Raw genomic sequence first — 25,847 nt, forward strand, 5'->3', positions numbered from 1 at the left:
GATGGTCTTGCGGAAGATCGGCTGTCTCGAGATGGAGCACATCGGCTCGATCGAGCCGGAGCGGGAGAACTGTGGCAATCCGCTCGAACTGTTCCCGCAGGCGCGCTATCGAAACGTCAATCAGCTGCCGTTCACGCCTCTGGTGAGGGGCCCTGCTGCCGGTTCCGCATCGGCCGGGGACGCAGCGAACCCGGGCTTTATGTGCTGACCGTCGACCAGTTCCCCGTCTATGCTGGCGAATGCGATCATGTCGGCCAGCGCTGGGGGCCAAGGGGTTATGGCAATGTGTCGCCGCGGAACGGCTTCAAAGGCGGGCAGCCGACCAACTGCCGGATCAACGCCGCGATCCTGAAGGCGGCCAAGGCTGGAAACCAGATCGACCTTTGGTTCACCCGCTTTTGCAGCACGCGCGCAGACCGCCGGGCGGCGGAAGCGCGCCTGGTCCGGTGCCTCAATCCCGCCTGGAACAAGGCCAAGCGAACCTGAACGGACGGCGATCCCATGCCCATTCACCACAGCATCTGGCGCGTCGGCCAAGGCCCTGCGCCCCTTCCGAAGAAAGAGATCGCCAGCGAAGCCTTGCTGGAAAGCATGATCGTTGCCGAGCGAGCGATCCTGTCGCCCGAGTGGATGATCATCGGCCGGCAGCAAGAAACGGGGCATGGCGGCCGGATCGACCTGCTCGCCCTGGCGCCCGATGGCAGCGCGATCCTGATCGAACTGAAGAAGGGCAGGACGCCACGCGAAGTGGTCGCGCACGCCATCGACTATGCCGCCTGGGCGGAAAAACTGGATGCGCAGGCGCTTGCCCAGATCTATGGGCGCTTCAAGCCTGGCGGGAACCTTGCGACCGACTTTCAGGCCCGCTTCGGTCAGCCGCTGGACGAGGAGAGCCTGAACCAAAGCCACCAGATCGTGATCGTGGCCGCGGAACTGGACGCCAGCAGCAAGCGAATCGTCGGCTAGCTGAATGCGCGCGACATTCCCATCAATGTGATGTGCTTCCAGGTGTTCGACTCCGGGGAAGGACAGCTGCTCAGCCGCGCCTGGCTGCTGGACCCCGTGGACACCCAGCTTGCGGCCTCCTCAGGTAGCAGGAAGAGTGAGACGGAACCCTGGAACGGCGAATACCATGTGTCTTTTGGGAGCCCGGAACACCGAAACTGGGAGGAGGCCCGACGTTTCGGCTTTATCAGCGGTGGCGGCGGCCCTTGGTACAGCGGCACGCTCAACCTGCTGAAGGAAGGCGACCGAGTCTGGGTCAGAATCCCCGGGAAGGGTTATGTAGGCGTCGGCAAAGTGACAGGCCCGCCGGTGCGCGCGCGAGACTTCGAGCTCCCCGGCCCGGACGGCCAGATGATGCCAGCGCTGGAGGTTCTGAACGGCGCCTCCTACCACCGCGAGCATGTGGATGACCCTGAAAAGTCCGAGTACTTCGTTCCAGTGCAATGGGCGGTGACCGTTCCAGAAGAGCGCGCGATCGACGAACCGGGGTTCTTCGGGAATCAGAACACCGTCTGCGCACCGAAGACGCCGAAATGGCGGCACACGATCGAGCGCCTGAAGCTGGCCTTTCCCGATTTCGACAAGGTGGGATAGTGGCGAGGGCATCATCCAGCACCGGAACGGACGGCTCTGACTGGTCCGAGGCCGAGAATGACGCCATCGTCGCCGACTATTTCGCGATGCTGGCCGACGATGTGGCGGGCCGGCCCTACAACAAGGCGGAGCACAACCGGGCGCTTCAGGCGCGGATGGGCCGGAGCAAGGGCTCGATCGAATTCAAGCACCAGAACATCAGCGCCGTCCTGAAGGGCCTGGGGGAGGACTGGATCCCGGGCTACAAGCCGGCGTTCAACTTCCAGATGTCGCTCGTCGATGCAGTGGTGCGCTGGCTGGCGCGCAACCCGCAATGGCTGGAGCGGACGGCAGCGCGACCCCATGGCATGCACGCGGCCGTTTCCGAGGGGGCCATGCTCTGGATCGGCCCACCGCCCACCCGATCCAACACGCCGCCGCCGCCGGAGCTCGAGCAGATGAGTGCGCTGGCGGCGAAGTTCGACGTGGCCGGCCGTGATGCGCGCAACCGGGTGCTGGCCCGGGCGGGGGAAGAACGGGTGCTTCTGCACGAACGCGCCAATCTGAGCGCCCACGGCCGCCAGGACCTTGCGAGCAAGGTGCGATGGGTGGCTGAGGAAGAGGGAGACGGCGCTGGCTTCGATATCGCCAGCTTCGAGCTCGACGGCCGCGCCCGGCTGATCGAGGTAAAGACGACCAACGGCTGGGAACGCACACCCTTTCATATCAGCCGCAACGAACTGGCCGTCGCCGACGAGCGGCGGGCCGAATGGTGTCTCTTGCGGCTGTGGAACTTCAGCCGCGATCCGAGGGCGTTCGAAATCCGCCCGCCGCTCGATGCGCATGTGTCGCTTACGCCTGCGAGCTTCATGGCCAGCTGGCACTGACGACGGGCCAAGCTGCCGGCCCGGCCCCTGTTGCGCGCCCACGGGTTGGGCGGTCAAGGCCCGGGTCGCGGGCGGCTTGCGAGGTGGGGAAACGGACGGGCTCGGCTGGGAGGAACAGGCGTCAGCAACGTTCCTGGCGTAGGAACCCGTTCGGCGTTCGCAGAGCCCGGGAACCACATCTTGCGGCCGCGGCTGCGGTACGCCCTCGTGGACCTGAACCCGCCTCGATCGTGGCTCGAAAACCGGGGCGTATAGGACGACCTTCAGTCGATTCTACCGGGGATGGTCACACCGTGGGCACGCGCCCGTGCAGTCTTACTAGCTGACTAATCGGAAATATTCTGTATTCACTAGGACTCTGCCGCGGGACTGGGCCGGGACAGGGTTCCCTACAGGCGCGGGACTTGGGCAGGACTGGTGCGGGACTGGACGTCCTGAAGGCGCGGTGTCGGGCGAAGAGCTTCGGGGGAACCGATTGTCAATGGGTTCCATGGCGGCGCTTTCAGAGCCGGAGCGCGGCTACCGGGGGGCATGACGATGCTCCGAACCTTAGGCTGAACGGCCCAGAGGCGAGACCATGGGCCTCGCTGGAAGGTCCGATCGGTCCTTGGAAAGCGTCCCCGAGGATGGACTTGGCGCCTCGGGACCTTGGCGCTTGCGGACCGGTTGGAGGCTAGCACGACCGTCTCCAACGGGGCCCGCGCGATCGGAAGCAGGCGTGCGTCCGGTCTCCCGCGCGGGAACGCGGCGGTCCGGAGACTTCGGCCGATGGGGCTGCGAAACGGCTGCCTGTCCTTGCGCCCATGACCCTGAAAAGAGCGGGGCACGCGGAGCCAGGCGAGGCGCCGCGCTGGGTTCTGTCCGCGTCTCCCTCGAGGTCGGATTGGCCCGGCGGCATGGAATCTCGGGAGGGCCACGACGCCGTCGATGCGCGACCCCTCACGGGGCGCGTCTGCCCCCTCGCTCATACGCCAAGACGAGGGCGCTCGGCTTCGCGATCCGCGGCGGCTGCTGCGGTGTCCGGCCCTGCAGGCACGCGCGGCTTCTGACCTTGCGAAAAAGGCGATGACGTCGCCGCGGCGCCATGGCAAGGGACACGTCGGGCCAGCGGCCAAGGCCGATGTCACGCTGGCGGCCGTCCATGCGGACCCGGAGCACCCAGGGGCGGCCGTTGCCGCGCACCCGGAGCGCGAGGCCCGAGCCCGCCCCCTCGAAGTGCCAGCCCTCGGCCGCGGTCTCGACTCGCCGTGCCGAAAGCCGCCTGCCCATGCCCCGCGCCTCCGCCTGTCCACGCAGCAGTCCATACACCTGCATGCGTTTGGGGCATGATTCAGGACAGCTTGGAGCCAGGGGAGAGGCTAGGCCACTGGGACGGCGTGTATCCAGATACGCCAGTGCATGGCTGGAGACCAGGGTTCGGTGCCGGCAAGCGGCAGCACGGCGTCCGTGCGCGCGGCAGGCGCGACGTCTCGGGGGTGGGGTGACGCATGCTCCGACGCTCCTGCGCGAGCACGGTCCCGCCTTCGGGGTTCTCGCCGCGTGCGGCTGCCACAGCCAGCGTTCGGAACGCGGCCGGCCGCTGCGGCGCGGCACCGGTCAGGACGCCTGACCTCGGCCAGACAACCTCCACCGACAAAGAGTGACGCCGATCAGGCATCGGGGACGACATCCCGCGGCCCTGCGCTGCGGGCCGCGCGGGCCGCGCTCGCGGGCTCGCCCGTGACATGACATAGGAAAGCGTCTTGACATTTCTAGACGTCAGACCCAGATTCGCGCCATGGGTCTTGCAACCGATCTCCGCCTCCACGCCGGCTTCGAGGGCCAGCTCCCCGAGTTCGCGCGCCTTGCAAGCCGGCTCGCCGACCTTCTCGGCATCGGCCGGCCGCCGGGCCTGCGCGGCCGCCCCCCGGCCGAGGACGGCATCTCCGAGCGCCTCGTCCGCGACTATCTGCGCCGCGGCATCCTGAGCCCCACGCGCACCAACCCCGAGACGGGCCGCGGCGGCATCTACGGCTTCCGCCACCTCCTCGAGCTTCTGGCCGCCCGCGTCCTCCTCGCCGACGGCTGGCCGCTCGACCACATCGCCGCGCATCTGCGCGGGCTGGGTGAGGCGGAGCTTCTTGCCCTCATCCCCGGCCAGCCGACGGACAACGCGGCGCTCGCGCTCGCGCGGCGCTTCCGGGCGATGGATCGGCCCGCGAAGGGGGAGGCCTTCGCTGCGTCTCTCCCGCCGTCCCCGGCTTCGCCGTGGGACGAGATGCGCGATCTCCTCTCGGCTCGCGCCCGCCTCCGCGCCGAGCTGCCGGCCGTGCTGGTTGCCATCGGTGCCGACCCGGGCGCCCTTACGCGCCGCGAGGTCGCCTGCCTCGAGATTGCCCCCTGGCTCACCGTGCTCATCGACCGCGACCGCCTCCGCCGCATCACTGCCACGGAGGCCGAGGCCATCGGCCGCGCGGTCGCCGCCGCTCTCGTCTCCCCCACCCCGGCAAAGGAAGGACCGCCGCGATGACCCTGACCCTCTCTCTCCAGCCCCGCCGCCCGGCGCTGCTCGCCGGCCTCGACAACGCGCTCGAGGTGCTGGCGCGTGCCGAAGCAGCCCCCGCTCCCGAAGCGGGCGGCCACCGCCGCCGCCTCGACCTCGCGCTCGTCATCGACCGCTCGGGCTCGATGGCAGGCCAGCCGCTCGCCGAGGCGAAGCGTCTTGCGGCCGAGATGGTGGCCCGGCTCGACCCGCGCGACCGCATCGCCATTGTCACCTACGACGACGAGGTGCAGGTGCCCGTGCCCTCGCGCCCCGTGGGCGAGCGCGCCTCCATTCTCGCTGCCATCGCCGGGATCGAGGCGGGCGGCTCCACCGCGCTTCACGCCGGCTGGGCGGCCGGCGCCGAAGAGGCCGCGCGCGCCGTTGCCGAGGCCGATGTCGCCCGCGTCCTCCTCCTCTCCGACGGCTGCGCCAACCATGGGCTGACCGACCCGGACCGGATCGCCGCCCACTGCCGGAAGATGGCCGAAGCCGGGGTCTCCACCTCCACCTACGGCCTCGGCCGCCACTTCAACGAGGAGCTGATGCACGCCATGGCGGCCGCTGGCGGCGGCATCGCCCGCTATGGCGAAACAGCGGCCGACCTTGCCGAGCCGTTCGAGGAGGAGTTCGACCTCCTCCAGGCGCTGGCGGCCCGCCGGGTGCGGCTGCGGCTGCGCCCCGGCCCTGGCATCGCCTGCGAGATGCTGAACGCGCTCGGGGAGGGGCCCGACGGCTGGCGCCTGCCCGATGTCGCCCACGGCAGCGAGGCCTGGGCGGTGGTGCGGCTGCGCGTGCCGGCGGCCTGCGTGCCCCAAGCCGGGGCCGGGCCGGTGCCGCTCCTTTCGGGGGAAGTCACGTTCCTCGACTCGGACGGCCGGGAACAGGTCTCCCGGGCGCGGCTGCTCGCGCTCCCCGTGCTCGCACCCGCCGCCTTCGCGGCGGTCGCCGAGGATCCACTCGTTGCCCGCCGGGCCGGGGAAGTGCGGTTCGCCCGGATCGAGGCGGCGGCAGCCGCTGCCGCGCGGCTGGGTGACTGGGCGGAAGTGGACCGGCTCCTCGCCGAGGCCCGCGAAGCTGCCGAGGGCCAGCCGTGGCTCGAGGCCTCGCTTGCCGCGCTCGAGGCGCTGGGGCGCCGCCGCGAGCGCGAGCGCCTGGCGAAGGAGGCCTTCTATGGTGCTGCCGCCCGCATGGCCCGCCTGGCGGAGTCCGGGGATGCCGAGGATGTCTTCTCGCTCGACCTCGAGGCCGTGAAGCCCGGCTTCCTGCGCCGGAAGATCATGCAAGGGCGGGATTCGCGCCGCCCGCGTGACGAGCGCTAGGCCCTGACGGCAGGGCGGGGGGCGGCCCTGCCGCCCCCCGCCACCGGGGCCGCGGCCTCAGGCGTGGAGGTCGAAGCGGTCGAGCTCCATCACCTTGACCCAGGCCTTGACGAAGGCGTCGACGAACATGTCCTCGGCGTCGTCCGCGGCATAGGCTTCGGCGAGCGCGCGGAGCTGGGCGTTCGAGCCGAAGATGAGGTCAACGCGAGTCGCGGTCCACTTCGCCTCGCCGGTTGCCCGGTCCTTCGCGACGAAGGTCCCGTCGGGCAGCGCCTCCCAGCGCATCGCGGTCGAGGCGGCGAGGAGGTTCCGGAACACGTCGTTCGAGAGCACCCCCGGCCGCTCGGTCAGCACCCCGTGGCGGCTGTCGCCGACGTTGGCGCCGAGCGCCCGCATCCCCCCCACCAGCACCGTCATCTCGGGCGCGGTCAGCGTGAGGAGCTGGGCCCTGTCGACGAGGAGCTCCTCGGCCGACCAGTCGGGCGCGCCCTCCGGCCGCGGCCCGAGGTGGTTGCGGAAGCCGTCGGCCCAGGGCTCGAGCACGGCGAAGGAGGCCGCGTCCGTCATCTCCTCGGTCGCATCCGTCCGGCCCGGCGTGAAGGGCACCTCGACGTCATGGCCGCCAGCTCTCGCCGCCGACTCGACCGCGGCCGAACCGGCGAGCACGATCAGGTCAGCCAGCGAGATCTTCCGGCCGCCCGGCGCCTCCGCGTTCCAGGTCTCGCGGATGCCCTCGAGCACCTTCAGCGCCTTCGCAAGCTCGGCGGGCTCGTTCACCGCCCAGTCCTTCTGCGGGGCAAGCCGGATGCGCGCGCCATTGGCGCCGCCGCGCCGGTCGGAGCCGCGGAAGGTGGCGGCAGAGGCCCAGGCAGTCTTGACGAGGCGCGAGACGGAGAGGCCCGAGGCGAGCACCCGGCGCTTCAGCTCCGCCACGTCGCTCGCGTTGACCAGCGGATGGTCGACCGGCGGCACCGGGTCCATCCAGATCCGCGGCTCCTTCGGCACTTCGGCACCGAGGTAGCGGGTGATGGGCCCCATGTCGCGGTGGGTCAGCTTGAACCAGGCCTCGGCGAAGGCCTCGGTCAGCTCCTCCGGGTGCGCGAGGAAGTGGCGCGAGATCTTCTCGTAGGCCGGGTCCATCCGCATGGCCATGTCGGCGGTCGTCATGATGGGCTTGTGGAACACGCCGGGGCGGTGCGGGTCGGGCACGGTGCCCTCGGCCTCGGGGTTCTTCGGAGTCCACTGCCAGGCCCCTGCCGGGCTCTTGGTCAGCTCCCAGTCGTAGCGGAACAGGTTCTCGAAATAGCCGTTGTCCCAGCGGGTGGGGTTGTTGGTCCAGGCGCCTTCGATGCCGCTCGTGATGGTGTCGGGGCCGCGACCGGTGCCATGGCTGTTGAGCCAGCCCATGCCCTGCGCCTCGATCGGCGCGGCCTCGGGCTCGGGCCCGACGTTGCCGGCCGCGGGGGCTGCACCATGGCACTTGCCGAAGGTGTGGCCGCCGGCGGTCAGCGCCACCGTCTCATAGTCGTTCATGGCCATGCGGGCGAAGGTCTCGCGGATGTCGCGGCCCGCCGCGATCGGGTCGGGCCGGCCGTTCGGGCCTTCCGGGTTCACGTAGATGAGCCCCATCTGGACCGCCGCGAGCGGCTTGGCGAGCTCGCGGTCGCCGTGGTAGCGCTGGTCGCCCAGCCACTCGGTCTCCGGGCCCCACCACACGTCGCGCTCGGGCTCCCAGATGTCGGCCCGGCCCCCGCCGAAGCCCACGGTCTTGCCGCCCATGCTCTCGATGGCGCAGTTGCCGGCAAGGATCAGCAGGTCCGCCCAGGAGAGCTTGCGGCCATACTTGGCCTTGACCGGCCAGAGCAGGAGGCGCGCCTTGTCGAGGTTGGCGTTGTCGGGCCAGCTGTTCTCGGGCGCGAAGCGCTGCGTGCCCGAGCCTGCACCGCCGCGCCCGTCATGGATGCGGTAGGTGCCGGCGGCGTGCCAGGCCATGCGGATGAAGAGCGGGCCATAGTGGCCCCAGTCGGCCGGCCACCAGGCCTGCGACTGGGTCATGAGCGCCTTGATATCGGCCTTGACGGCCGCGAGGTCGAGGCTGAGGAAGGCCTTGCGGTAGTCGAAGGCGGGGCCGAACGGGTCCCCGGCCGGCGGGTTCTGGTGCAGGATGGAAAGGTCGAGCTGGTTCGGCCACCAGAGCTTGTTGGCAACGGTGTAGAGGATGGTGCCCTGGCTTCGGCCCATCGGACAGGTCGCTTCGATATTCATCGGTGCTCCTCCTCCTTCGAGTCTTGAGGAGCTGTCTTCTCGCCCATTGACTCTCATCTGTCCAATCGATTGACAGAGACAGAGTCATCGAAAAAGGCCATGATGTTGGCGGTCATCGGCCGATGGCGCTTGCGACTGGCGGGCATCAGCTGCCCTGATCGCTCCGGGTTTCGGTTCGAAGACGAAGGATGCGCTGGTGCCCCTCCCGATCCCGGGAGCCCAAGCCGGTGATCTGGCGATCCCGCCGGTGGTCGTGCGCGCCGGCGCGGTGCTGCGGGTCCTCCTGGCCTAGAGCCCAGACCCCGGCCCCTTCGTGGAAACCTCCGCGAAGTTCGAGGCCCGCCTCCCTCGGGCTGCCGAGCCCGCGATCTCCGGACCCTGCAACACCCCCGGTCTCATCGTCCGCCTGTGTTGCCCGGGCGGATGAATTCCCCAGTTCGCGGCTTTTTGGGTCGTGGGCTCAAGGTGGGGCAGCCGCAGTCTGCTGCAAGCGAGCCTGGCCATTCGCGCGGGAGGCTGCGCCCAGCCCGTCATGGCGAGTGGCGATGCGGCGGACCCGAAGGGCGACGAAGCCCATTCCGTCAGGCGGCAGAGCATGACGTGGACGCGACCCCGGTGCTTGTCGCCGCGTGCGTCACGCGGGAAGGGCCGCCTTTGATCGCGTGCGCCGAGGATTGCCGTGACTGCTCCCTGCCCGTGCAGGGTGTCGTGGATGCGATTGGCGCTGTCGCCCCGGTCGACGTGTCGCCCTTCATGCCGATTGTCGCGCCATGGGCAGGCCCACGCCCCGGATGTCGGAGCTGTTGCCCGCAGTGAGGCCGAAGCCGAGCGCCCGCCCGCGCACAGCAGCGAGCGCGCGGAGTGTCGCCGTCCCGCCACCACGCCAGACGCCCGTGGCTTGGCCCTGTAGGCCGTTCCCGGAGGACTTCCTCCGGACTCTACAACCACGATCGCGACATCTGCGAGGAGCTGCTGCTTCCGCCGTGTCCGCCGCATGAGGGGGGCGCCGTTCGGAAAGGGCTGCCCAGGTCTGGTCCAGGGAGGTCGCGGCGCTTGGTCGTCCGCTCGCCCCACCCCGCTCGGGCCTACGCCCTGACCCCCGGCAACCCAGCTGGCTCGGCCTTCGCTCCAGCCGGGGCTGGCACGCAGTCAGGCGTCGGCCATGCCCCGGCCCACCGGGCTCTGGCGGATGACGGCAAGCCCTTTCCGCCGGTTCTCCTCGAGCTGGCGGTGCAGCTCCTCGATGGGCGGCGCCCAGAGGAAGCCGAAGCTCACCGTCCCCTCCTTCGACTGGACGACGTGGTGCAGCCGGTGGGCCTGGACGATCCGCTTCATGTAGGCCGAGCGGGGCACGTACCCCGTCTCGATCCGGCGGTGGACGATGATGTCGTGAAAGCCGAAGTAGATGAGGCCGTAGCCGGCAATCCCGATACCGATCCAGGTGGCGAGATCGCCCCAGCCGAGGAGCGAGCCGGCGAAGATGAGGAAGATGGAGGGGATGGCGCCCATGACGCCGAACCAGTCGTTCTTCTCGAACCGGCCGGTGCGCGGTTCGTGGTGCGACTTGTGGAGCGACCAGAGGACGCCGTGCATCACGTAGCGGTGGGAGACGATGGCGACGAGCTCCATCAAAAGCGTGGTCGACAGCGCCACCAGAAGCCCGGCCCAGACGGGCATGTCGCCGTGAAACACCTGCATGGCTCAAGCCCTAGAGGATTGGAGGGGAGGCTTCCAGACCCGGGTTGCCGCACCCTGCCCGCGGCGGCGGCCGCGCCCTGCCGCTGCACCCTGCCGGTCGACAGTGGATGGCTGGTGCTGCCGGCGAGGATCGAACTCGCGACCTCAGCCTTACCAAGGATGCGCTCTACCACTGAGCTACGGCAGCAGCCCGGCCCCGGCCAACCGGCGGACGCGCGCCCTTGGCCGAACGGTGCCCCGCCTGTCAAGCAAGCGCGGGAGGCACAAGCGTGCGGCACCCTCAGGCGCCAGGTGCGGCAGGAAGGTCGAGCGCGACCATCAGGCCCCCGAGATCCTCGCTCCGGGCAAGGCTCACCGAACCGCCGTACATGCCGGCGATGTCGCGCACGATCGCAAGGCCGAGGCCGGTGCCGGGCTGGCGGGTATCGAGCCGGGCGCCACGCTCGAACAGGTGCCGCTCGACACCTTGGGGAATGCCCGGGCCATCGTCCTCGACCGTGACGAGGAGTCGCTCGCCCGCCTTGGCGACCGTCACGAACACCCGCCCGCCGCCATATTTCGCGGCATTGTCGACGAGGTTCCCAACCATTTCCTCGAGGTCCTGCGCCTCGCCGCGGAAGCTGGCACCGCGGTCGCCGGCGATGTCGATGACGACGCCGCGGTCGGCGTAGATGCGGCCGACGGCGCGCTGCAGCCGCTCGAGCACTGGCCACACTGGCGCGCGGGCCTGGGCATTGGCCCGCCTGGCCGAGGCGCGGGCGCGGGCGAGGTGGTGATCGATGTGGCGGCGCATGGCGAGCGCCTCGCGGCGGACGGTGGCGGCCAGATCCGGACTTTCTGCCGCCGCCTCGTTGAGCAGAACCGAGAGCGGCGTCTTGAGGGCGTGGGCAAGGTTCCCGGCGTGCATCCGCGCGGCCTCGGTCATCGCCGCATTGTGGTCGAGAAGCGCGTTGAGCTCGGCGACAAGGGGCGCGATCTCGGGCGGCACACCCGCCTCGGGCGCGCGGGCGAGGCGCCCGGCGCGAATGTCGGCGATGGTGGCCGACATCCGCCGAAGCGGCAGCAGGCCAACGCCGGCCTGGAGCGCAGCCAGCGCCACGAGCCCGAGGGCGAGTGCCCCGAGCGCCAGCCAGAGCGTCCGGCGCAGGATGGCGATCTCGGCATCGAGCGTGGCAGCCGAGGCGGCGACGGCAAAGCGGAAGACGGTGGGCGACCCGGGGATGATGGCATCCTGCTCGACGAGCCGAAGCGGCTCGCCCTCGAAGCTCTCGTCGCGCGAAGTGCACAGCGTGAGGCATGCCTTGTCGAGGTCGAGCGCGAGCGTGCGGTCCCACAGCGAGCGCGAGCGGAAGTCGCTCTTCCCCTTGGCCGAGACCTGCCAGTAGCGGCCCGAGTAGGGCTCCTCGAAGCGCGGCTCGGCCGGCGGCCGGTTGAACCTGACGTCGCCCCAGGGGTCGAGCTCGGCTGCGGCGATCATGATCGGCAGGGTCTCGGCGAGCTGGGCGTCGAAGTTGCGCACCAAGGTCGTCGTCATCAGCCGGTCGAGGGCGAGGCCGCCGACGAGGGTGAGCCCGGCGATCCAGGCGAGCGAGAGGAGGAGGATGCGCCGGCTGATCGAGCCGGGCAGGCGCGGCCGGCGCTCAGCCCTCGAGGCTGTAGCCGAGACCGCGGATGGTGGTGATGAGATCTGCTCCAAGCTTCTTCCGGATGCGGGTGATGAAGACCTCGATGGTGTTCGAGTCCCGGTCGAAGTCCTGGTCGTAGATATGCTCGATGAGCTCGGTGCGCGAGACCACCTTGCCCTTGTGATGCATGAGGTAGGAGAGAAGCTTGTACTCCTGCGCCGTGAGCTTGACCGGCTCGCCGCCCTTGGTCACGCGGCCGGTGCGGGTGTCGAGGGTGACGTCGCCTGCGGTCAGCTGGGCGGAGGCGTTGCCGCTGGCGCGGCGGATGAGGGCGCGCAGGCGGGCCACCAGTTCCTCGGTCTCGAAGGGCTTGGCGAGATAGTCGTCGGCACCGGCGTCAAGCCCGGTCACCTTGTCGGACCAGCTGTCCCGCGCGGTCAGCACAAGGACGGGCATGCGCCGGCCGGCCGCGCGCCACCGGCGCAGCACCTCGAGCCCGTCGATCTCGGGGAGGCCAAGGTCGAGCACCACCGCGTCGTAGTTCTCGGTCTCGCCCAGGAACAGGCCTTCCTCGCCGTCCGGGGCCTGGTCGACGGCGTAGCCGACCGCCTCGAGGTTCCGGCGAAGCTGCCGGGCAAGGGTGGGTTCGTCCTCGACGACCAGAACGCGCATGCTGCCTCCTTCCGCCCCTTCCTCCGTCCCCGCGCCTTCTCCCGGCTTCCGCCTCCCGCCTGCGAACCCCGCTGCCCGCCGCCGCTACTGCCGCAGCGCCACCAGATTGCCGGACCGGGAGTCGAGATCGACCCACACCACCTCGCCCGCCGGGCGGCGGAACTTGAACCGGTAGACGAAGCTGCCGGTCTCCACCCCGAGGAAATCCCCCCGGCCATAGCGCTGGGCCCGGCTCATGAGAACGTCGAGCGGCAGAATCTCGCCCCGCTCGCGTCCGGTGCGGGCCATGTCCTGGTCGCTCACCGGCCGGGCCGGCTCGCGCCCGATCGCGGCGGCACCCTGCTCCTCGGCCCCGGCCGGCGCGGCCACGGGGAGTACAGCCCCGGCCACCAGCACGGCGAGGATGAGTCGGCTCGGTCGCATGGCTCTCCTGCTGCGGCCAGGGCCGTGAACACCCTCTGAACTGGCCGCGGGCACACGCCGCGCCGGGCTTGGCAGGCGCTGGAGCTTCGTGCCACGGGGCCGACCATGGCGCCACCGCTCGTTGCCCTCGAGGACATGTCGCTCCGCCAGGGAGGAAGCCTCCTGTTCGACGGGCTGTCGCTCCAGGTGGGCCCGGCCGACCGGCTCGCCCTCATCGGCCGCAACGGGGCCGGCAAGACGACGCTCTTCCGCCTGCTCGACGGCAGCCTCGAGCCCGACCGGGGCCGGCGCATCGTCCGGCCCTCGGCACGCGTGGTCACGCTCGCCCAGGACCTGGCCATGGACGGGTTCAGAACGCTCGCCGACTTCGCCACTTCGGGCGCAGGCGCGCCGCCGGCGCACGCGGTTGCCGCCGTTGCCGACCAGCTCGGCCTCGATCTCGGCCGCCCGGCGGCCACCGCCTCGGGCGGGGAGCGACGGCGGGCCGCCATCGCCCGCGCGCTTGCGAGCGCGCCCGATCTGCTGCTCCTCGACGAGCCCACCAACCATCTCGACATCTCCGGCATCGCCTGGCTTGAGGCGTGGCTGGCGCGCTACGCTGGCGCCTTCGTCGTCATCAGCCACGACCGTGCCTTCCTCTCCCGGCTGACGCGCGCGTGCCTGTGGCTCGACCGCGGCCGGCTGCGGCGCCGCGAGGTGGGCTTCGGCGGGTTCGAGGCCTGGTCGGAGGAGGTGCTGGCCGAGGAAGCGCGCGCCGCCGAGCGGCTCGACCAGAAGCTCGCGCAGGAGCTCGAGTGGCTGCACCGCGGCGTGACGGCGCGGCGCCGCCGCAACCAGGGCCGGCTCGCGAAGCTCGAGGCCCTTCGGGCCGAGCGCCGGGCGATGCTGGGGACACCGGGGGTCGCGAAGCTCGGGCTGAAGGCCGACGAGGCGAAGGCGCGCATGGTCATCGAGGCCGAGGGCGTCTCGAAGACGCTCGGCGGCCGCACTGTCATCCGCGACCTCTCGATTCGCATCCTGCGCGGGGACCGGATCGGGATCGTGGGGGCGAACGGGACGGGCAAGACCACGCTGCTGCGGCTCCTGACCGGGGACCTTGCGCCCGACTCGGGCACGATCCGGCGCGCGGCAGGCCTCACCGGAATCGCGATCGACCAGCAGCGCGCGCTTCTCGACCCCGCGAAGCGCGTGCGCGATGTCCTTGCCGACGGCAGCGACTGGGTGATGGTGCGAGGCGTGCGCACCCATGCGCGGGGCTATCTCAAGCAGTTCCTCTTCCCGCCCGACGCGCTCGACGCGAAGATCGGCAGCTTCTCCGGCGGGGAGCGGGCGCGGCTGCTGCTGGCACGCGAGTTCGCCCGCGAGGCGAGCCTCCTCGTGCTCGACGAGCCCACCAACGACCTCGACCTCGAGACGCTCGACCTCCTGCAGGAGGTCATCGCCGACTTCGAGGGCACGGTGCTCCTCGTCAGCCACGACCGGGACTTCCTCGACCGGACGGTGACGATGACCTGCTTCCTCGACGGCTCGGGGAAGGTGGAGCTGGTGGCCGGCGGCCACGCCGAGCTCGAACGGCTGCAGCAGGGCAGAGCGCAGGAGCCGCCCCCGCGCCGGTCGGCCCCGCCTGCCTCTGGCCCTTCCCTGGCAGCCCCGTCCGCGGCGCGGGCGGGGGCACAGGAGCAGGGGCGCAAGCTCTCCTTCCGCGACCGGCACGACCTCGAGCGGCTGCCGGCCGAGATCGCCCGGCTCGAGGCCCTTCGCGACCGGCTCGAGGCGGAGCTTGCCGACCCGGGCCTCTACGGCCGCGCGCCCGACCGGTTCGCTGTGCTGGGCGAGGAACTGGCCGCGGTGCGCACGGCACTCGCCCGCGCCGAGGACCGGTGGCTGGAGGTTGCCGCGAAGGCCGAGGCGCTCGGCGGCTGACACCGCTGCCCCCGCGCGGCGCCCCCGCCAGACCGCCACCCCCGCCCAAAGCCCTCGCCCGCCGGCCGCCCCCGTCGGCGTGTCCCCGCGTCCGCTCCCCGCGCACGCGGCCGGCGCCGGGCCGCCCGCAGGCGTCCCCTCCCTTCCCCTTCGTGCCTCGAGGCCCCCCGCATGCCGTCAGGCGAACTCGGCGCCCGGCGGGATCTCCTGGGGCGGCAGGAGCGAGGGGCCGGGCCGGTGCAGCGGCGCGCGCGCGCCGTGGAGGCGGACGAAGTCCTCGACGACGGGCGCCACGATCTCCCGCCAGCGGCGGCCGTTGAAGATGCCGTAGTGGCCCGCCTCCGGCACCATGAAATATTCCTTGCACCGGGAGTCCAGGTTGCGGGCAAGGCCGAGCGCGGCCTTCGTCTGGCCGAGCCCGGAGATGTCGTCGCGCTCACCTTCGATCGCGAGAAGGGCGACGTCGGTGATGGCGCCGGGGTCAACCCGGAAGCCGCGGTGGACGAACTGGCCCTTGGGCAGGAGGTGGCGCTGGAACACCTCGTCCACCGTCTGCAGGTAGAAGCGGGCGTCCATGTCGCAGACGGAGAGATACTCCTCGTAGAAGCGCTTGGTGGCCTCGGCGCTCTCGTCGTCGCCCTGGACGAGGTGCTTGAACATCTCCCAGTGGGAGACGAGGTGGTTGCCGAGGTTCATGGCCATGAAGCCGGCCAGCTGGAGGAAGCCGGGGTAGATGCGCCGGCCGCGGCCCGGGTAGGCCAGCGGCACCGTGGTGATGACGTTCTGCTCGAACCAGGCGAGCGGCCGCTCCATGGCGAGGCGGTTGACGGCGGTGGGGGCCTCGCGGGTGTCGATGGGCCCGCCCATCATGGTGAGCGTGTAGGGCCGGCCCGGGTGACCGGCGGCGGACATGAGGCTGACGGCCGCGAAGGCCGGCACCGAGGGCTGGCAGACGGCAAGCACGTGCGGGCGCTCGCCACGCGCGGCGAGAAGCGCAATCCAGTCGATGAGATAGTCGATGTAGTCGTTGAGGCTGAAGAGGCCGTCCGCAAGCGGCACCAGCTTGGCGTCGCGCCAGTCGGTGATGAAGACGTCGTGGTTGGGGAGCAGCCGCTCGACCGTGCCGCGGAGCAGCGTGGCATAGTGGCCCGACATGGGGGCGACGACGAGGACGGTCGGGTCGTAGCTTTCGACCGTGGGTCGTGCGAAGTGCTTCAGCTGGCCGAACGGGCGGCGATCGATGATCCGCTCCTCGACTGGCACGCGCCAGCCGTCGATGACCGTTTCGGTGAGGCCGAAGGCGGGCTTGCCGCGCGGCTTCATGGCGTGAGCGAACACGTCGAGCGCGGCCGCGGCCACCGGCGCGCCACCCGTGTAGGCCAGCGGGTTCAGGAAGCTCGTCATCCAGCCCGACCCGATCCGGGCAGCGGCGGTCGCGCCGGCGAACCAGCCGCGGGACACTTCGTAGGCGTCGTAGAGCATGCCTTCAGACTTCCGGCTCGCTTGTGGCCGGCGCGCATGCCCGCTCGCCGACCCTCGCGGCCGGCCGAAGCCCGGCAGACGCGCCGACCCCTGTTGCGGTGCGGGAAACCGGCAAGGATCCTCGCCCGGCCTGCGCCGCACCAACGTTCTGCCGAAGGTGGGGCAGGAATGACCGGATGTCCACCCTCTTTCGGTGCGGATGTGGTGAACGCCCTGGGCAGGGCCGTTGCGCGGAAGCTTCACTGCGCTGCAGAAATGTGACGGCTGGCGGATTCGCGAGCACCCAGCGCCGCAATCGACGCTAGACGGGCGGCAATCGCCGGTCCCGCGACAAGAGCACGGCCGGCCATGAGGGAGAGGTCCATGCGCACTCACGCTTTCGCCCGCGCGCCCTGGCGCGCGCTCCTGCGGGCCGGAACGCTCCTGTCCGGCCTCGCCGCCACCCTGCCTGCGGCCGCGCAGGACGCTGCGGTTCCAAGCGCGCTCGAGGAAATCATCGTGACGGCGACGCTGCGTGCCGAGTCGATCCAGGACACGCCGGTTTCCGTCTCGGCGATCCCGCCCACCCAGCTCGAGCGCGCAGCCGCGCCCGACATCCGCGACCTTGTCGGCCGGGTGCCGAACCTCGTCATCGACCCCGTCAACGCCGGCCCTTCGGCGGCCGCCATCTCCATCCGGGGCATCAGCTTCGAGGACATTGAGAAGAGCTTCGACCCGGCCGTCGGCGTGCTCGTCGACGGCGTCTTCCTCGGAACCAACACCGGCCAGCTCCTCGACTTCTTCGACTTCGAGTCGATCGAGGTCCTGCGCGGGCCGCAGGGCACGCTGTTCGGCCGCAACACGACCGCCGGCGTCATCAACATCCGGCGCAGCAAGCCGACCGGCGAGCTCGGCATGAAACTGCTCGCCACCTTCGACGACAACGGCCGCCGCGACGTCCGCACCGTGGTCAACCTGCCCAAGATCGGCGACTTTCTCAGCCTCAAGGCCTTCTGGTTCCACAACCAGGCCAACGACTTCTACGACAACAAGATCCTCGGCCGGGACTATGGCGGTCGGAACTACGACCAGTATGGCATCGCGGCGCGGATCCAGAGGGGCGCGCTCGACGCGGTGCTCATCTACGAGCGGGTGGACGAGGTGTCCGAGATCGACACGACCCCGCTCGGGCGCACCGGCGTCGACCTCATCTGTGCCCCCATTCCCGGGCTGCCCCCGGGCTTCCTGCCACCTCGCAACCAGTGCGACCGCACGACCGAGGCGCAGCTCTACGAGACCTTCACCAACGTGCCGGGTGTTGCGAAGAACAAGGGCGATGCCTTCACCGCCAACATCGAGATCGACACGGACCGGTTCGTCATCACGTCGATCACCGGCTACCGCACGAGCGACGAAAGCGTCCGTCAGGACTTCGACTCGACCTCGGTGAACTTCTTCGACACGCTGCGGGTTCAGGAATACAAGCAATTCACCCAGGAGATCCGCGCAGCAGGCAACATCACGCCAACAATGAACTTCGTCGTGGGAGCCTACTACTTCTTCGCCAACTACAAGCTCGACCAGACCACCTTCTTCGGCCCGTTCCTTCAGTTCGCCGCAGGGCTTCCGCCCACCGGCGGCAACCGGGTCGATCACAACAGCTCGTCCATGGCAATCTTCGGCGACGTGCAGTGGCGGGTCACAGACGCCCTCAGGATTACCTTTGGCGGGCGCTACAACTGGGACGACAAGAACTACGTCAACGACTATCTGAAGACGGGTCTGCCGCAGTTCATCGCCAGGCCCTCGGCGAGCTGGGAGCAGTTCCAGCCCAAGGCGTCGATCGACTACCGCTTCGCAGACGGGCAGCTCGCCTACTTCGCCTTTGCCCGTGGCTACCGCGCGGGCGGCTTCAACGGCCGGGGTCAGACCGCCTTCTCGGCCAACACCCCTTACGACCCGGAGACCGTCAACAGCTACGAGCTTGGCCTCAAGACGAACTGGCTCGACAACCGGCTGACGATGAACCTTGCCGGGTTCATCACCAAGTACAACGACAAGCAGGAGGAGATCGTACAGCCAGCGCCGCCCCCGGCGGGACAAGAGACGATCGTCGCCAACGCGGCCACTGCGACCATCTCGGGCATCGAGTTCGAGTTCCGGGCGCTTCCTTTCGATAGTCTCAATCTTTATGGTTCGGTCGGCTGGCTCGATGCGCGCTACGACAGGTTCAACAGCCTCATCGGGGGCGTGGTGACGGACATTTCCAACCGCGACCTCCGGCGCACGCCCAGCTGGTCGGCCTCGATCGGCGGCGACTGGACGCTTCCCGTCGGCGGCGACGACCGCGAACTGGTGCTCTCGGCTGCGTGGCGCTACGTCGGCAAATATCAGACGACGATCGTTGGCGCGTGGTTCGACCCGACGGTCAATGACCCGCGTGGCCTTGCGGATGCGCGCAACATCGTCGACGCCAGCGCCACTTACTTCTTCGACCTGGGCAAGGCACGGATGCGGGCGTCCATCTTCGGGCGCAACATCCTGAACGACAAGGGGCTTCAGTCCGCTCTTCCGGTGGCCGGGCTGTTCACCTTCGGGGCTGCACGGCCGCTTCGCACCTTCGGCGGCGAAATCGGGTTCGATTTCTAGACCCGTGCGGCGGCGCGACCTTCTCCGCGGTCTCGCCGCCGCGCCCCTCCTCCGGCCGCCAGCCGTCTTTGCAGGAGACCGGCCCGGGGACCCGCCGTTCCAGACCCGTTCGGCCGCACTGGGTGCGAACGGCATGGCCGCCACCGCCCACCCGCTTGCGAGCCTTGCGGCGGTCGAAGTGCTGAAGGCCGGCGGCTCGGCGGTCGACGCCGCGATCGCCGCCAATGCCATGCTCGGCGTCGTCGAGCCCACGGGCTGCGGAATCGGGGGTGATCTCTTCGCCCTCGTCTGGGACCCGGCGGAACGGCGCCTCCTCGGGCTCGATGCTTCGGGCTTTGCCCCGGCCGGGCTCGACGTCGACGCACTCGTCCGCCGGCACCGGGCACGGGGCGCCATCGACCCGCTCGGCATGGATGCCGTCACCGTGCCAGGCGCGGTCGCCGGCTGGGCCGCGCTCCACGCCCGCTTCGGCCGGCTGCCGCCTGCCGTCCTGCTTGCCCCCGCCATCGCCGTGGCCCGCGAGGGAGTGCCCCTCGCCCCCGTCATCGCCCGCGGCTGGGCCGCCAACGTCCGCGGCTTCGAGGCCGGCCGTGCGCGCATAGAGGCCGCCGACCTTGCCTTCGCCCTGTTCGCGCCCGCCGGCCTGCCGGCCGAGGGCGACCGCTTCACCAACCCGGACCTTGCCGCCACCTACGAGGGCCTCGCCCGCGACGGCTGGACGAGCTTCTACCGGGGCCCCTTCGCTGCCGACCTCGAGGCACATTTCCGCGCCCACGGCCGGCCGATGCGCGCGGCCGACCTCGCCGCCATGCAGGCCGAATGGGTCACGCCCATTTCCGCGCCCTATCGCGGGGTGCGGCTCTGGCAGATCCCGCCGGCAACGCAGGGGGTGACCACCCTCCAGATGGCCCGGATCGTCGAACGCTTCCCCATGGCCGAGCTTGCCGAGGCGGACCGCCTCCACGTTCTCGTCGAGGCCAAGAAGCTGGCCTTTGCCGACCGCGCCCGCTTCCTCGCCGACCCGCGAAAGGTCCGGGTGCCGGTCGAGGCCCTCCTCTCCGACGCCTATGTCGCCGCCCGCGCCGCACGCATCGCCATGGGCAGCGCGCTGCCCGATGACGTGCCTCCCGGCGACCCGGAGGAGCATTCGGACACCAGCTATCTCGCGACCGCCGATTCCTCCGGCATGATGGTGTCGCTCATCCAGTCCAACTACCGGGGCATGGGCTCGGGCGTGGTGGTGCCGCGCCGCGTGCCCGTGCCCGGCGGCCGCGGCACCTGGGGCTTCATGCTCCAGAACCGGGGCGCCCAGTTCTCCCTCGACCCCCGCGCGGCCAACGCCATCGCGCCAGGCAAGCGGCCGTTCCACACCATCATCCCGGGCTTCGTGACCCGCCCCGGCCCCGCCCATGACGCGCCGCTTCTCGCCTTCGGGGTCATGGGCGGAACCATGCAGCCGCAGGGCCAGGTGCAGGTGCTCGTGAACCTCGTCGACCTCGGGCTCGACGTGCAGGCGGCCGGTGATGCGCCCCGCGCGCGGCACCTCGGCAGCCCCGACCCCGGTGACGGGCGGGAAGCGCGGGCGGGCCTGTTCCTCGAGAGCGGGTTCGGCGCTGCCACGCGGGCGAGCCTTGCCGCGCGCGGCCACGTGCTGCTCGATGGCCACCACGACGTCGGCGGCTACCAGGCGGTGCTGCGCGACGCCGCCCGCGGCATCTACCGCGGCGCCTCGGAGAGCCGGAAGGACGGGATCGCGCTGGGCTACTGAGGCGGATCGCGCGGCACGCCGGCGCCGGGCAGCCGGTCGCCGATGAGGGCGAGCCCGCCGATCCAGGTCCAGGCGAGCATCATCGTCGTGCCGCCGATGGGCGCAAGGGCAGCCACCCACCGCGGGGCGCCGAGCGCCAGGGCATCGAGCACGGTTGCGAAGACGAGGGAGCCGAGGGCGAGCCCCCAGGCGCCGATCCGGCCTTCGCGCCCGGGCCGCCAGGCGAGCACGGCGAAGACCGCTGCCGCATGCGGAAGCTGGAAGAGGACGCCCGTCATGATCCAGTCGCGCGCCTGCCCCGGCGGCAGGCCGTGGACTGCGAAGGTGCCGAAGGTGAGGGCAAGGATGGCGTTGAGCGCCGCAACCGCCGGCAGCCAGCGCGCCCGCCCCGCCCGCATCAGCGGCCGACGCCGGTGTAGCGGAAGCCGTGCCGGGCCATCTCCTCGGGCCGGTAGATGTTGCGGAGATCGACGACCACGGGCTGCCGCAGCAGCCGCCGCACGCGCGCAAGATCAAGGGCGCGGAACTGGTCCCACTCGGTCACCAGCACCATCGCATCGGCCCCGTCGAGCGCGGCATAGGGGTCTGCAGCATAGGTCACGTCGGCGAGCACATGGCGGGCCTGCTCCATGCCGGCCGGGTCATGAGCGACGATCCGGGCGCCGGCGTCCTGCAGCGCCTGGATGATGGCGATCGAGGGGGCCTCGCGCATGTCGTCGGTGCCGGGCTTGAAGGTGAGCCCGAGGATCGCGAGGGTCAGCCCCCGCACGTCGCCGCCGCAGGCCTGGATCACCTTGCGGCCCATCGCGCGCTTCCGGAGGTCGTTCGCCTTGACCGCGGCCTCGACGATCCGGAGCGGCACGCCATGGTCCTCGGCGGTCTGGATGAGCGCCCGGGTGTCCTTCGGGAAGCAGGAGCCGCCGTAGCCCGGCCCGGCGTTCAGGAACTTGGCGCCGATGCGGTTGTCGAGGCCGATGCCGCGCGCCACTTCCTGCACGTTCGCGCCCACCTTCTCGCAGAGGTCGGCCATCTCGTTGATGAAGGCGATCTTGGTGGCGAGGAAGGCGTTGGCCGCATATTTGATGAGCTCGGCGGTGCGCCGGCGGGTCACGAGGATGGGCGCCTCGTTCAGGAACAGCGGGCGGTAGAGCTCGCGCAAGGTCGCCTCGGCGCGCGGGTCCTCGATTCCGAGGACGATCCGGTCCGGGCGCTTGAAGTCGCCGATGGCTGCGCCCTCGCGCAGGAACTCGGGGTTGGAAGCCACCGCGACATCGGCATCGGGGCGGGCCTCGCGGATGATCCGCTCCACCTCGTCGCCCGTGCCCACCGGAACCGTGGACTTGGTGACGACGACCGTGAAGCCGGCGAGGTTGGCGGCGAGGTCGCGTGCGGCGGCATGCACGAAGCTGAGATCGGCATGGCCATCGCCGCGGCGCGAGGGCGTGCCCACGGCAATGAACACCGCCTCGGCTCCGGCCATGGCCTCGGCGAGGTCGGTGGTGAAGGCGAGGCGGCCGGCCCGCACGTTCGCAGCCACGAGATCCTCGAGGCCCGGCTCGTAGATCGGCATCTCGCCCATCTTCAGCCGCTCGATCCGCCCCGCGTCGACATCGACGAGCGTGACCACGTGGCCGAAGTCGGCGAAGCAGGCACCCGAGACGAGGCCGACGTAGCCGGCACCGATCATCGCGACGCGCATGAAGCCCCCTTTGCGTGCATGGGCCCGCGCCTAGCCGAGCGCCGCGCTGCTTGCCAAGTTGCCAAGCGCCGCCCGCCTAGCCGGCTGCGGAGGCGGACGCCGCCTGCACGACGAGGAGGTCGAGCCGGTCGAGCGCGTCCTCGGCGGCGAGAAGCCGGCGCGCATCCTCGAGCCAGGCGGCGCGCTCGGGGCTCTCCGGCTCCGCGGCAACGAGGGCGATGGCTGCCGGCAATTCGCCTTCGGCAAGGCGTGCGCGGGCGCGTGCGAGCGGCGGCGAGATGGGCTCGCGCGCGGACCGCACCTCGACGAGGCCCGTCAGCCCGCGCCACAGCCTGCTCCAGAACCCGGTCTCGCGGTCCGGCTGCCGGTTCCCACCCGGCTGGCTGTCCGGTCCGGCGGAATCGAGCGCCTCGAGCCGCGCGGCCAGCGCCGCCCGCCCGAGCGGCGCCCTGCTCCAGGCCACGAGCGCCGCCACCGCCGAGGGCTCGCGCGTCTCGAACTGGCGGCGAAGCAGCGGATCGAAGGCGCCGAGCGGCCGGCCGCGCTCGACAAGCCGCCGCACCGCAAGCACCGTGAAGATATCGCGGGCCTCCGCCGTTGCCGCGGCCACGGCGCCGCTCGTCACGCCGGCCGAGGCGAGGTCGGCCGCCAGCGCCGACACCCGGCCCGCTGTCGTCGCTTCCGCCTCGGCAAGCCGCCGGGCCTCGGCCTCGAGCGCCTCGAGGCGCGCCAGAAGCGGGGCCAGGGCCGGTGTGATGGCGGTCTCCGCGACCGGCCGGGCAGCCGATGTCGCGGCGCCTTCCGCCAGCCGCGCCTCGAGCGCGGCCACGCGGGCCGCCAGCGCCTCCGCCTCGGAGGGGGCGGGCCGGACGGCCGCCGGCGCGTCGGCGGAGGGAGCGGCCGGCGCGAGCGGGAGGCGCGCGCGCCAGCCCGGCACCAGCGCGACCGCGGCAGCCAGCAGGCCCAGAAGCAGCAGCACCCAGGCGCCGGCGCGCCAGCGTCCGCTCGGGCGTCTCTCCTCCGCCGAGGCGGTCGGCTCCGCGCGGGGCTCCCGCCCGGCGCGCAGCGCCTCGAAACCGTCTTCGCCGGGGCCGTCAGCCATGGGCGCCTCCCTGAGCGCCTTGCCACAGCCGGCGCGCAGCCGCCAAGACCTCGGCCGTGGTGGGGCGACCGGCAACGGCAAGCGCCCGCCACCCCGGCCCTGCAGCCGTCGCCACGGCCGCAGACAGCGCCACCACCGCGACCGCCTCCGGCACCAGCCCGGCCGCGCCGAGGCGTTGGCGGAACAGGCGGGCCGTCCGCGGCGAGAACAGGAGGGCGATCGCACCCTTCCCGAGCGCGTTCCGCGCCGCCGCCGCAAGCCGGCGGACCGGCTCGGCCCGGTAGAGGACGAGCGGAGCGATCTCGATGCCGGCCGGCGGCCGAAGCGGCCGGCTGTCGCTGCCCCGGGCGTGGAGGATCCGCCGGTGGCCGGCCGCCACCGCCGCCTCGAGCGCGGCCTGTCCGTCGGTGTCGGTTGCCGCCACGCGAGAGAAGCCGGCAGCGCGCGCCGCCGCCGCCGTCGCCGGACCCACCGCGAAGACGGGAAGGTCCGCCGGCAGTTCCGGGCGGGCCGCCCGCAGCAGCGCGGCACTCCTGGCCGAGGTCAGCAGGATCGCCTCGGGCGGCGCGCCCGGAACTGCCGGTGTTACCGGAAGCGGGCGGATGCGCAGCAGGGGCGCGGCGACTGCCTCGAACCCGGCGGCCTGAGCCGCCGCCACGGTCGCGCTTGCTTCCGGCTCAGGGCGGGTGACGAGGAGCGTGGGGTGCCCGGTCATCCGAGCGAGGCGCGGATCGCCGGGGTCGCCTGCGCGAGCAGCGAGTCCGCAACCGCTCTGCCCAGCGCCTCGGCCTCCGCCCGGGTGCGGACAGCCGCCTCAAGCCCGGCGTCCACCCGGTCTTGTCCGTCCGGGCTGTAGAGCTCGGCACCGAGCTCGAGCCTGCCCTCCGCCACCGGCCGGGCATGGACGGCGATGGCGGTCCGGCACGAGCCGCCAATCCCGGCAAGCACGGCGCGCTCGGCGAGCGCGGCGAGATGGGTTGCCGGATGATCGATTCGGGCGAGCGCCGAGAGGGTTTCGGTATCGTCGGCCCGGGCTGTGATGCCCACGATCCCCTGCGCGGCCGCGGGCAGCCAGTCCTTGGGATCAAGCGCCACACCCGCTGCGATGCCCAGCCGTTCGAGCCCGGCGGCGGCGAGGAACGTGGCATCCACCGCGCCTTCCTCAACGCGCGCAAGCCGGGTGGCGACGTTGCCCCGGAGCAGCACGGCCGAGACATCGGGCCGGCGGGCGGCAAGCTGCGCGGCCCGGCGCGGCGAAGACGTGCCGACGCGCGCGCCCGGCGGCAGGCCTGCCAGCGAAGCCGCGCCGACGAGCCTGTCGCGCGGGTCGGCGCGCGGCAGCACGGCCGCGAGCACCAGACATTCCGGAAGCCGCGTCTCCACGTCCTTGAGCGAATGGACGGCGGCGTCGATCCGGCCGTCGAGCAGCGCCGCATCCAGCTCCTTGGTCCACACGCCCTTGCCGCCGAGCGCGGCCAGGGGCCGGTCGCGCACGCGGTCGCCCTCGGTCTCGACGGTGACGAGGCCGGAGGAGACGCCGATCGCGGCGAGCGCCCCGGCCGCGAGGTGCGCCTGGGCGAGCGCCAGCGGCGAGCCGCGCGAGCCAAGGCGCAAGGAGACCGGCGGGGAGGCCATTCCGCTTCTGTTCAGGCACGGCACGGCAGGGTCAAGCCTGTTCGGAATGGGGCTGGCGCTTGCCACGCCCTAGCATCGGCCATGCCTTTTCCGATGGTCGCAGCCTGACACCTATTCGTCATGCAAGGGCTTGCTTTTCGATGAACGCTGTTGCAAGGGCGCCGCGCTTTGGTCCGGGGCGCTCGGCGCGTGGGTCGATCACCAGAAAGGTCCAGACGAGACCGGGCGAGGCGAAACTCGGGCACTTTTGCCCTCAACGGAGGTCAGGAATGAACAAGGTTCTCTCGCTCGCTGCGATTGCGAGCCTCGCGCTGGTCGCCGCCTGCGGCGAGAAGAAGGCGGCCGAAACCGCGACTGACGCGGCGACCGAAGCTGCAGCCGCGGCCGACACCGCCGCCGACGCTGCCGACACCGCCGCCGAAGCGGCGGGCGACGCTGCGGCCGCCGCGGCCGGCGCCGCCGGCGACGCGGCTGCTGCCACGGCTGACGCGGCTGCCACGACGGCGACCGACGCCGCTGCGACCGCGATGGACGCTGCCGGTCAGGCCGCGAAGGACGCCGCTGCCGAGATGAAGCAGTAAGCGCGGCGGAGCCCTTGCACGAATGCGAGGGGCCGGGT

At 71.3% G+C, this 25,847-nt stretch carries 23 protein-coding genes and 1 tRNA gene; 11 read left to right on the plus strand and 13 right to left on the minus strand.

Translation table 11 applies throughout. The features are described from left to right. Positions 1–7: 7 nt before the first annotated feature. The 5 genes from H3H34_RS06690 to H3H34_RS06705 are packed head-to-tail and all read left to right on the plus strand — an operon-like array spanning position 8 to position 2,465. Positions 8–208, plus strand: a complete 201-nt coding sequence (locus H3H34_RS06690) for a hypothetical protein (RefSeq protein ID WP_194751881.1) — start codon at positions 8–10, stop codon at positions 206–208. Next, positions 202–486 (plus strand): GIY-YIG nuclease family protein, encoded by a 285-nt coding sequence (locus tag H3H34_RS06695; RefSeq protein WP_194744501.1) that lies wholly within the window; start codon positions 202–204, stop codon positions 484–486. Before H3H34_RS06690 ends, H3H34_RS06695 begins: the two co-directional genes overlap by 7 nt. A gap of 15 nt (positions 487–501) precedes the next feature. Beyond that, entirely contained in the window at positions 502–966 is a 465-nt protein-coding gene (locus H3H34_RS13280) for a PDDEXK family nuclease (protein WP_207790808.1), read from the plus strand. A 30-nt stretch (positions 967–996) separates the two neighbouring features. Next, the gene (locus H3H34_RS13285; protein WP_207790809.1) at positions 997–1,599 is read left to right on the plus strand and encodes a hypothetical protein; all 603 of its coding nucleotides are present in this window, start codon (positions 997–999) and stop codon (positions 1,597–1,599) included. Next, the gene (locus H3H34_RS06705; protein ID WP_328831466.1) at positions 1,599–2,465 is read left to right on the plus strand and encodes a DUF3883 domain-containing protein; all 867 of its coding nucleotides are present in this window, start codon (positions 1,599–1,601) and stop codon (positions 2,463–2,465) included. Before H3H34_RS13285 ends, H3H34_RS06705 begins: the two co-directional genes overlap by 1 nt. Before the next feature lie 939 nt (positions 2,466–3,404). On the opposite strand, the gene H3H34_RS06710 is transcribed toward H3H34_RS06705, so the two are convergent. After that, positions 3,405–3,734: an Arm DNA-binding domain-containing protein gene (locus tag H3H34_RS06710; RefSeq protein WP_194744503.1), complete on the minus strand. Its 330-nt coding sequence runs from the start codon at positions 3,732–3,734 to the stop codon at positions 3,405–3,407. Between the two features lie 508 nt (positions 3,735–4,242). On the opposite strand from H3H34_RS06710, the gene H3H34_RS06715 reads away from it, so the two are divergent. Further along, positions 4,243–4,974: a MerR family transcriptional regulator gene (locus H3H34_RS06715; RefSeq protein WP_194744504.1), complete on the plus strand. Its 732-nt coding sequence runs from the start codon at positions 4,243–4,245 to the stop codon at positions 4,972–4,974. Continuing rightward, the gene (locus H3H34_RS06720) at positions 4,971–6,308 is read left to right on the plus strand and encodes a vWA domain-containing protein (protein ID WP_194744505.1); all 1,338 of its coding nucleotides are present in this window, start codon (positions 4,971–4,973) and stop codon (positions 6,306–6,308) included. Before H3H34_RS06715 ends, H3H34_RS06720 begins: the two co-directional genes overlap by 4 nt. A 57-nt stretch (positions 6,309–6,365) precedes the next feature. Here H3H34_RS06720 and katG read toward each other — a convergent pair whose 3' ends face one another. The 6 genes from katG to H3H34_RS06750 form a co-directional block, all read right to left on the minus strand. Continuing rightward, complete coding sequence (katG, locus tag H3H34_RS06725) at positions 6,366–8,573, minus strand: catalase/peroxidase HPI (RefSeq protein ID WP_194744506.1); 2,208 nt, start codon at positions 8,571–8,573, stop codon at positions 6,366–6,368. Between the two features lie 1,149 nt (positions 8,574–9,722). Next, complete coding sequence (locus tag H3H34_RS06730) at positions 9,723–10,271, minus strand: sterol desaturase family protein (RefSeq protein WP_235945459.1); 549 nt, start codon at positions 10,269–10,271, stop codon at positions 9,723–9,725. Positions 10,272–10,383: 112 nt separating this feature from the next. Beyond that, positions 10,384–10,458 (minus strand) — tRNA-Thr (locus H3H34_RS06735). 93 nt (positions 10,459–10,551) lie between these two features. Beyond that, positions 10,552–11,958, minus strand: coding sequence for a sensor histidine kinase (locus tag H3H34_RS06740; RefSeq protein WP_408033951.1), 1,407 nt, complete (start codon positions 11,956–11,958; stop codon positions 10,552–10,554). After that, positions 11,912–12,568, minus strand: a complete 657-nt coding sequence (locus H3H34_RS06745; RefSeq protein WP_194744507.1) for a response regulator transcription factor — start codon at positions 12,566–12,568, stop codon at positions 11,912–11,914. The genes H3H34_RS06740 and H3H34_RS06745 overlap by 47 nt, the downstream gene beginning before the upstream one ends. Before the next feature lie 84 nt (positions 12,569–12,652). Beyond that, on the minus strand, positions 12,653–12,991 hold the full coding sequence (locus H3H34_RS06750) for a PepSY domain-containing protein (protein WP_194744508.1): 339 nt from the start codon (positions 12,989–12,991) through the stop codon (positions 12,653–12,655). Positions 12,992–13,096: 105 nt separating this feature from the next. Here H3H34_RS06750 and H3H34_RS06755 point away from each other — a divergent pair, with 105 nt between their 5' ends. Continuing rightward, complete coding sequence (locus H3H34_RS06755; protein WP_194751883.1) at positions 13,097–14,914, plus strand: ABC-F family ATP-binding cassette domain-containing protein; 1,818 nt, start codon at positions 13,097–13,099, stop codon at positions 14,912–14,914. Positions 14,915–15,091: 177 nt separating this feature from the next. On the opposite strand, the gene H3H34_RS06760 is transcribed toward H3H34_RS06755, so the two are convergent. Then, entirely contained in the window at positions 15,092–16,396 is a 1,305-nt protein-coding gene (locus tag H3H34_RS06760; protein ID WP_194744510.1) for a polyhydroxyalkanoate depolymerase, read from the minus strand. 363 nt (positions 16,397–16,759) lie between these two features. On the opposite strand from H3H34_RS06760, the gene H3H34_RS06765 reads away from it, so the two are divergent. Both H3H34_RS06765 and H3H34_RS06770 read left to right on the plus strand, forming a co-directional pair. Next, complete coding sequence (locus H3H34_RS06765) at positions 16,760–19,024, plus strand: TonB-dependent receptor (RefSeq protein WP_194744511.1); 2,265 nt, start codon at positions 16,760–16,762, stop codon at positions 19,022–19,024. 4 nt (positions 19,025–19,028) lie between these two features. Continuing rightward, positions 19,029–20,792 (plus strand): gamma-glutamyltransferase family protein, encoded by a 1,764-nt coding sequence (locus tag H3H34_RS06770; protein ID WP_328831472.1) that lies wholly within the window; start codon positions 19,029–19,031, stop codon positions 20,790–20,792. Here H3H34_RS06770 and H3H34_RS06775 read toward each other — a convergent pair. The 5 genes from H3H34_RS06775 to hemC form a co-directional block, all read right to left on the minus strand. Then, positions 20,786–21,190, minus strand: coding sequence for a DUF423 domain-containing protein (locus H3H34_RS06775; protein ID WP_194744512.1), 405 nt, complete (start codon positions 21,188–21,190; stop codon positions 20,786–20,788). The genes H3H34_RS06770 and H3H34_RS06775 overlap by 7 nt on opposite strands. Further along, positions 21,190–22,491: a UDP-glucose dehydrogenase family protein gene (locus H3H34_RS06780; protein ID WP_194744513.1), complete on the minus strand. Its 1,302-nt coding sequence runs from the start codon at positions 22,489–22,491 to the stop codon at positions 21,190–21,192. The genes H3H34_RS06775 and H3H34_RS06780 overlap by 1 nt, the downstream gene beginning before the upstream one ends. A gap of 76 nt (positions 22,492–22,567) precedes the next feature. Next, positions 22,568–23,593 (minus strand): hypothetical protein, encoded by a 1,026-nt coding sequence (locus H3H34_RS06785; protein ID WP_194744514.1) that lies wholly within the window; start codon positions 23,591–23,593, stop codon positions 22,568–22,570. Next, a complete protein-coding gene (locus H3H34_RS06790; RefSeq protein ID WP_194744515.1) occupies positions 23,586–24,308 on the minus strand; it encodes a uroporphyrinogen-III synthase in 723 nt (240 codons plus the stop codon). Before H3H34_RS06790 ends, H3H34_RS06785 begins: the two co-directional genes overlap by 8 nt. Beyond that, positions 24,305–25,228: a hydroxymethylbilane synthase gene (gene hemC / locus H3H34_RS06795; RefSeq protein ID WP_194744516.1), complete on the minus strand. Its 924-nt coding sequence runs from the start codon at positions 25,226–25,228 to the stop codon at positions 24,305–24,307. Before hemC ends, H3H34_RS06790 begins: the two co-directional genes overlap by 4 nt. Before the next feature lie 269 nt (positions 25,229–25,497). On the opposite strand from hemC, the gene H3H34_RS06800 reads away from it, so the two are divergent. Beyond that, positions 25,498–25,809, plus strand: a complete 312-nt coding sequence (locus H3H34_RS06800; RefSeq protein WP_194744517.1) for a hypothetical protein — start codon at positions 25,498–25,500, stop codon at positions 25,807–25,809. Positions 25,810–25,847 lie beyond the last annotated feature (38 nt).

The organism is Thermaurantiacus tibetensis (assembly GCF_015354055.1).
Taxonomy (GTDB): Bacteria; Pseudomonadota; Alphaproteobacteria; order Sphingomonadales; family Sphingomonadaceae; genus Thermaurantiacus; species Thermaurantiacus tibetensis.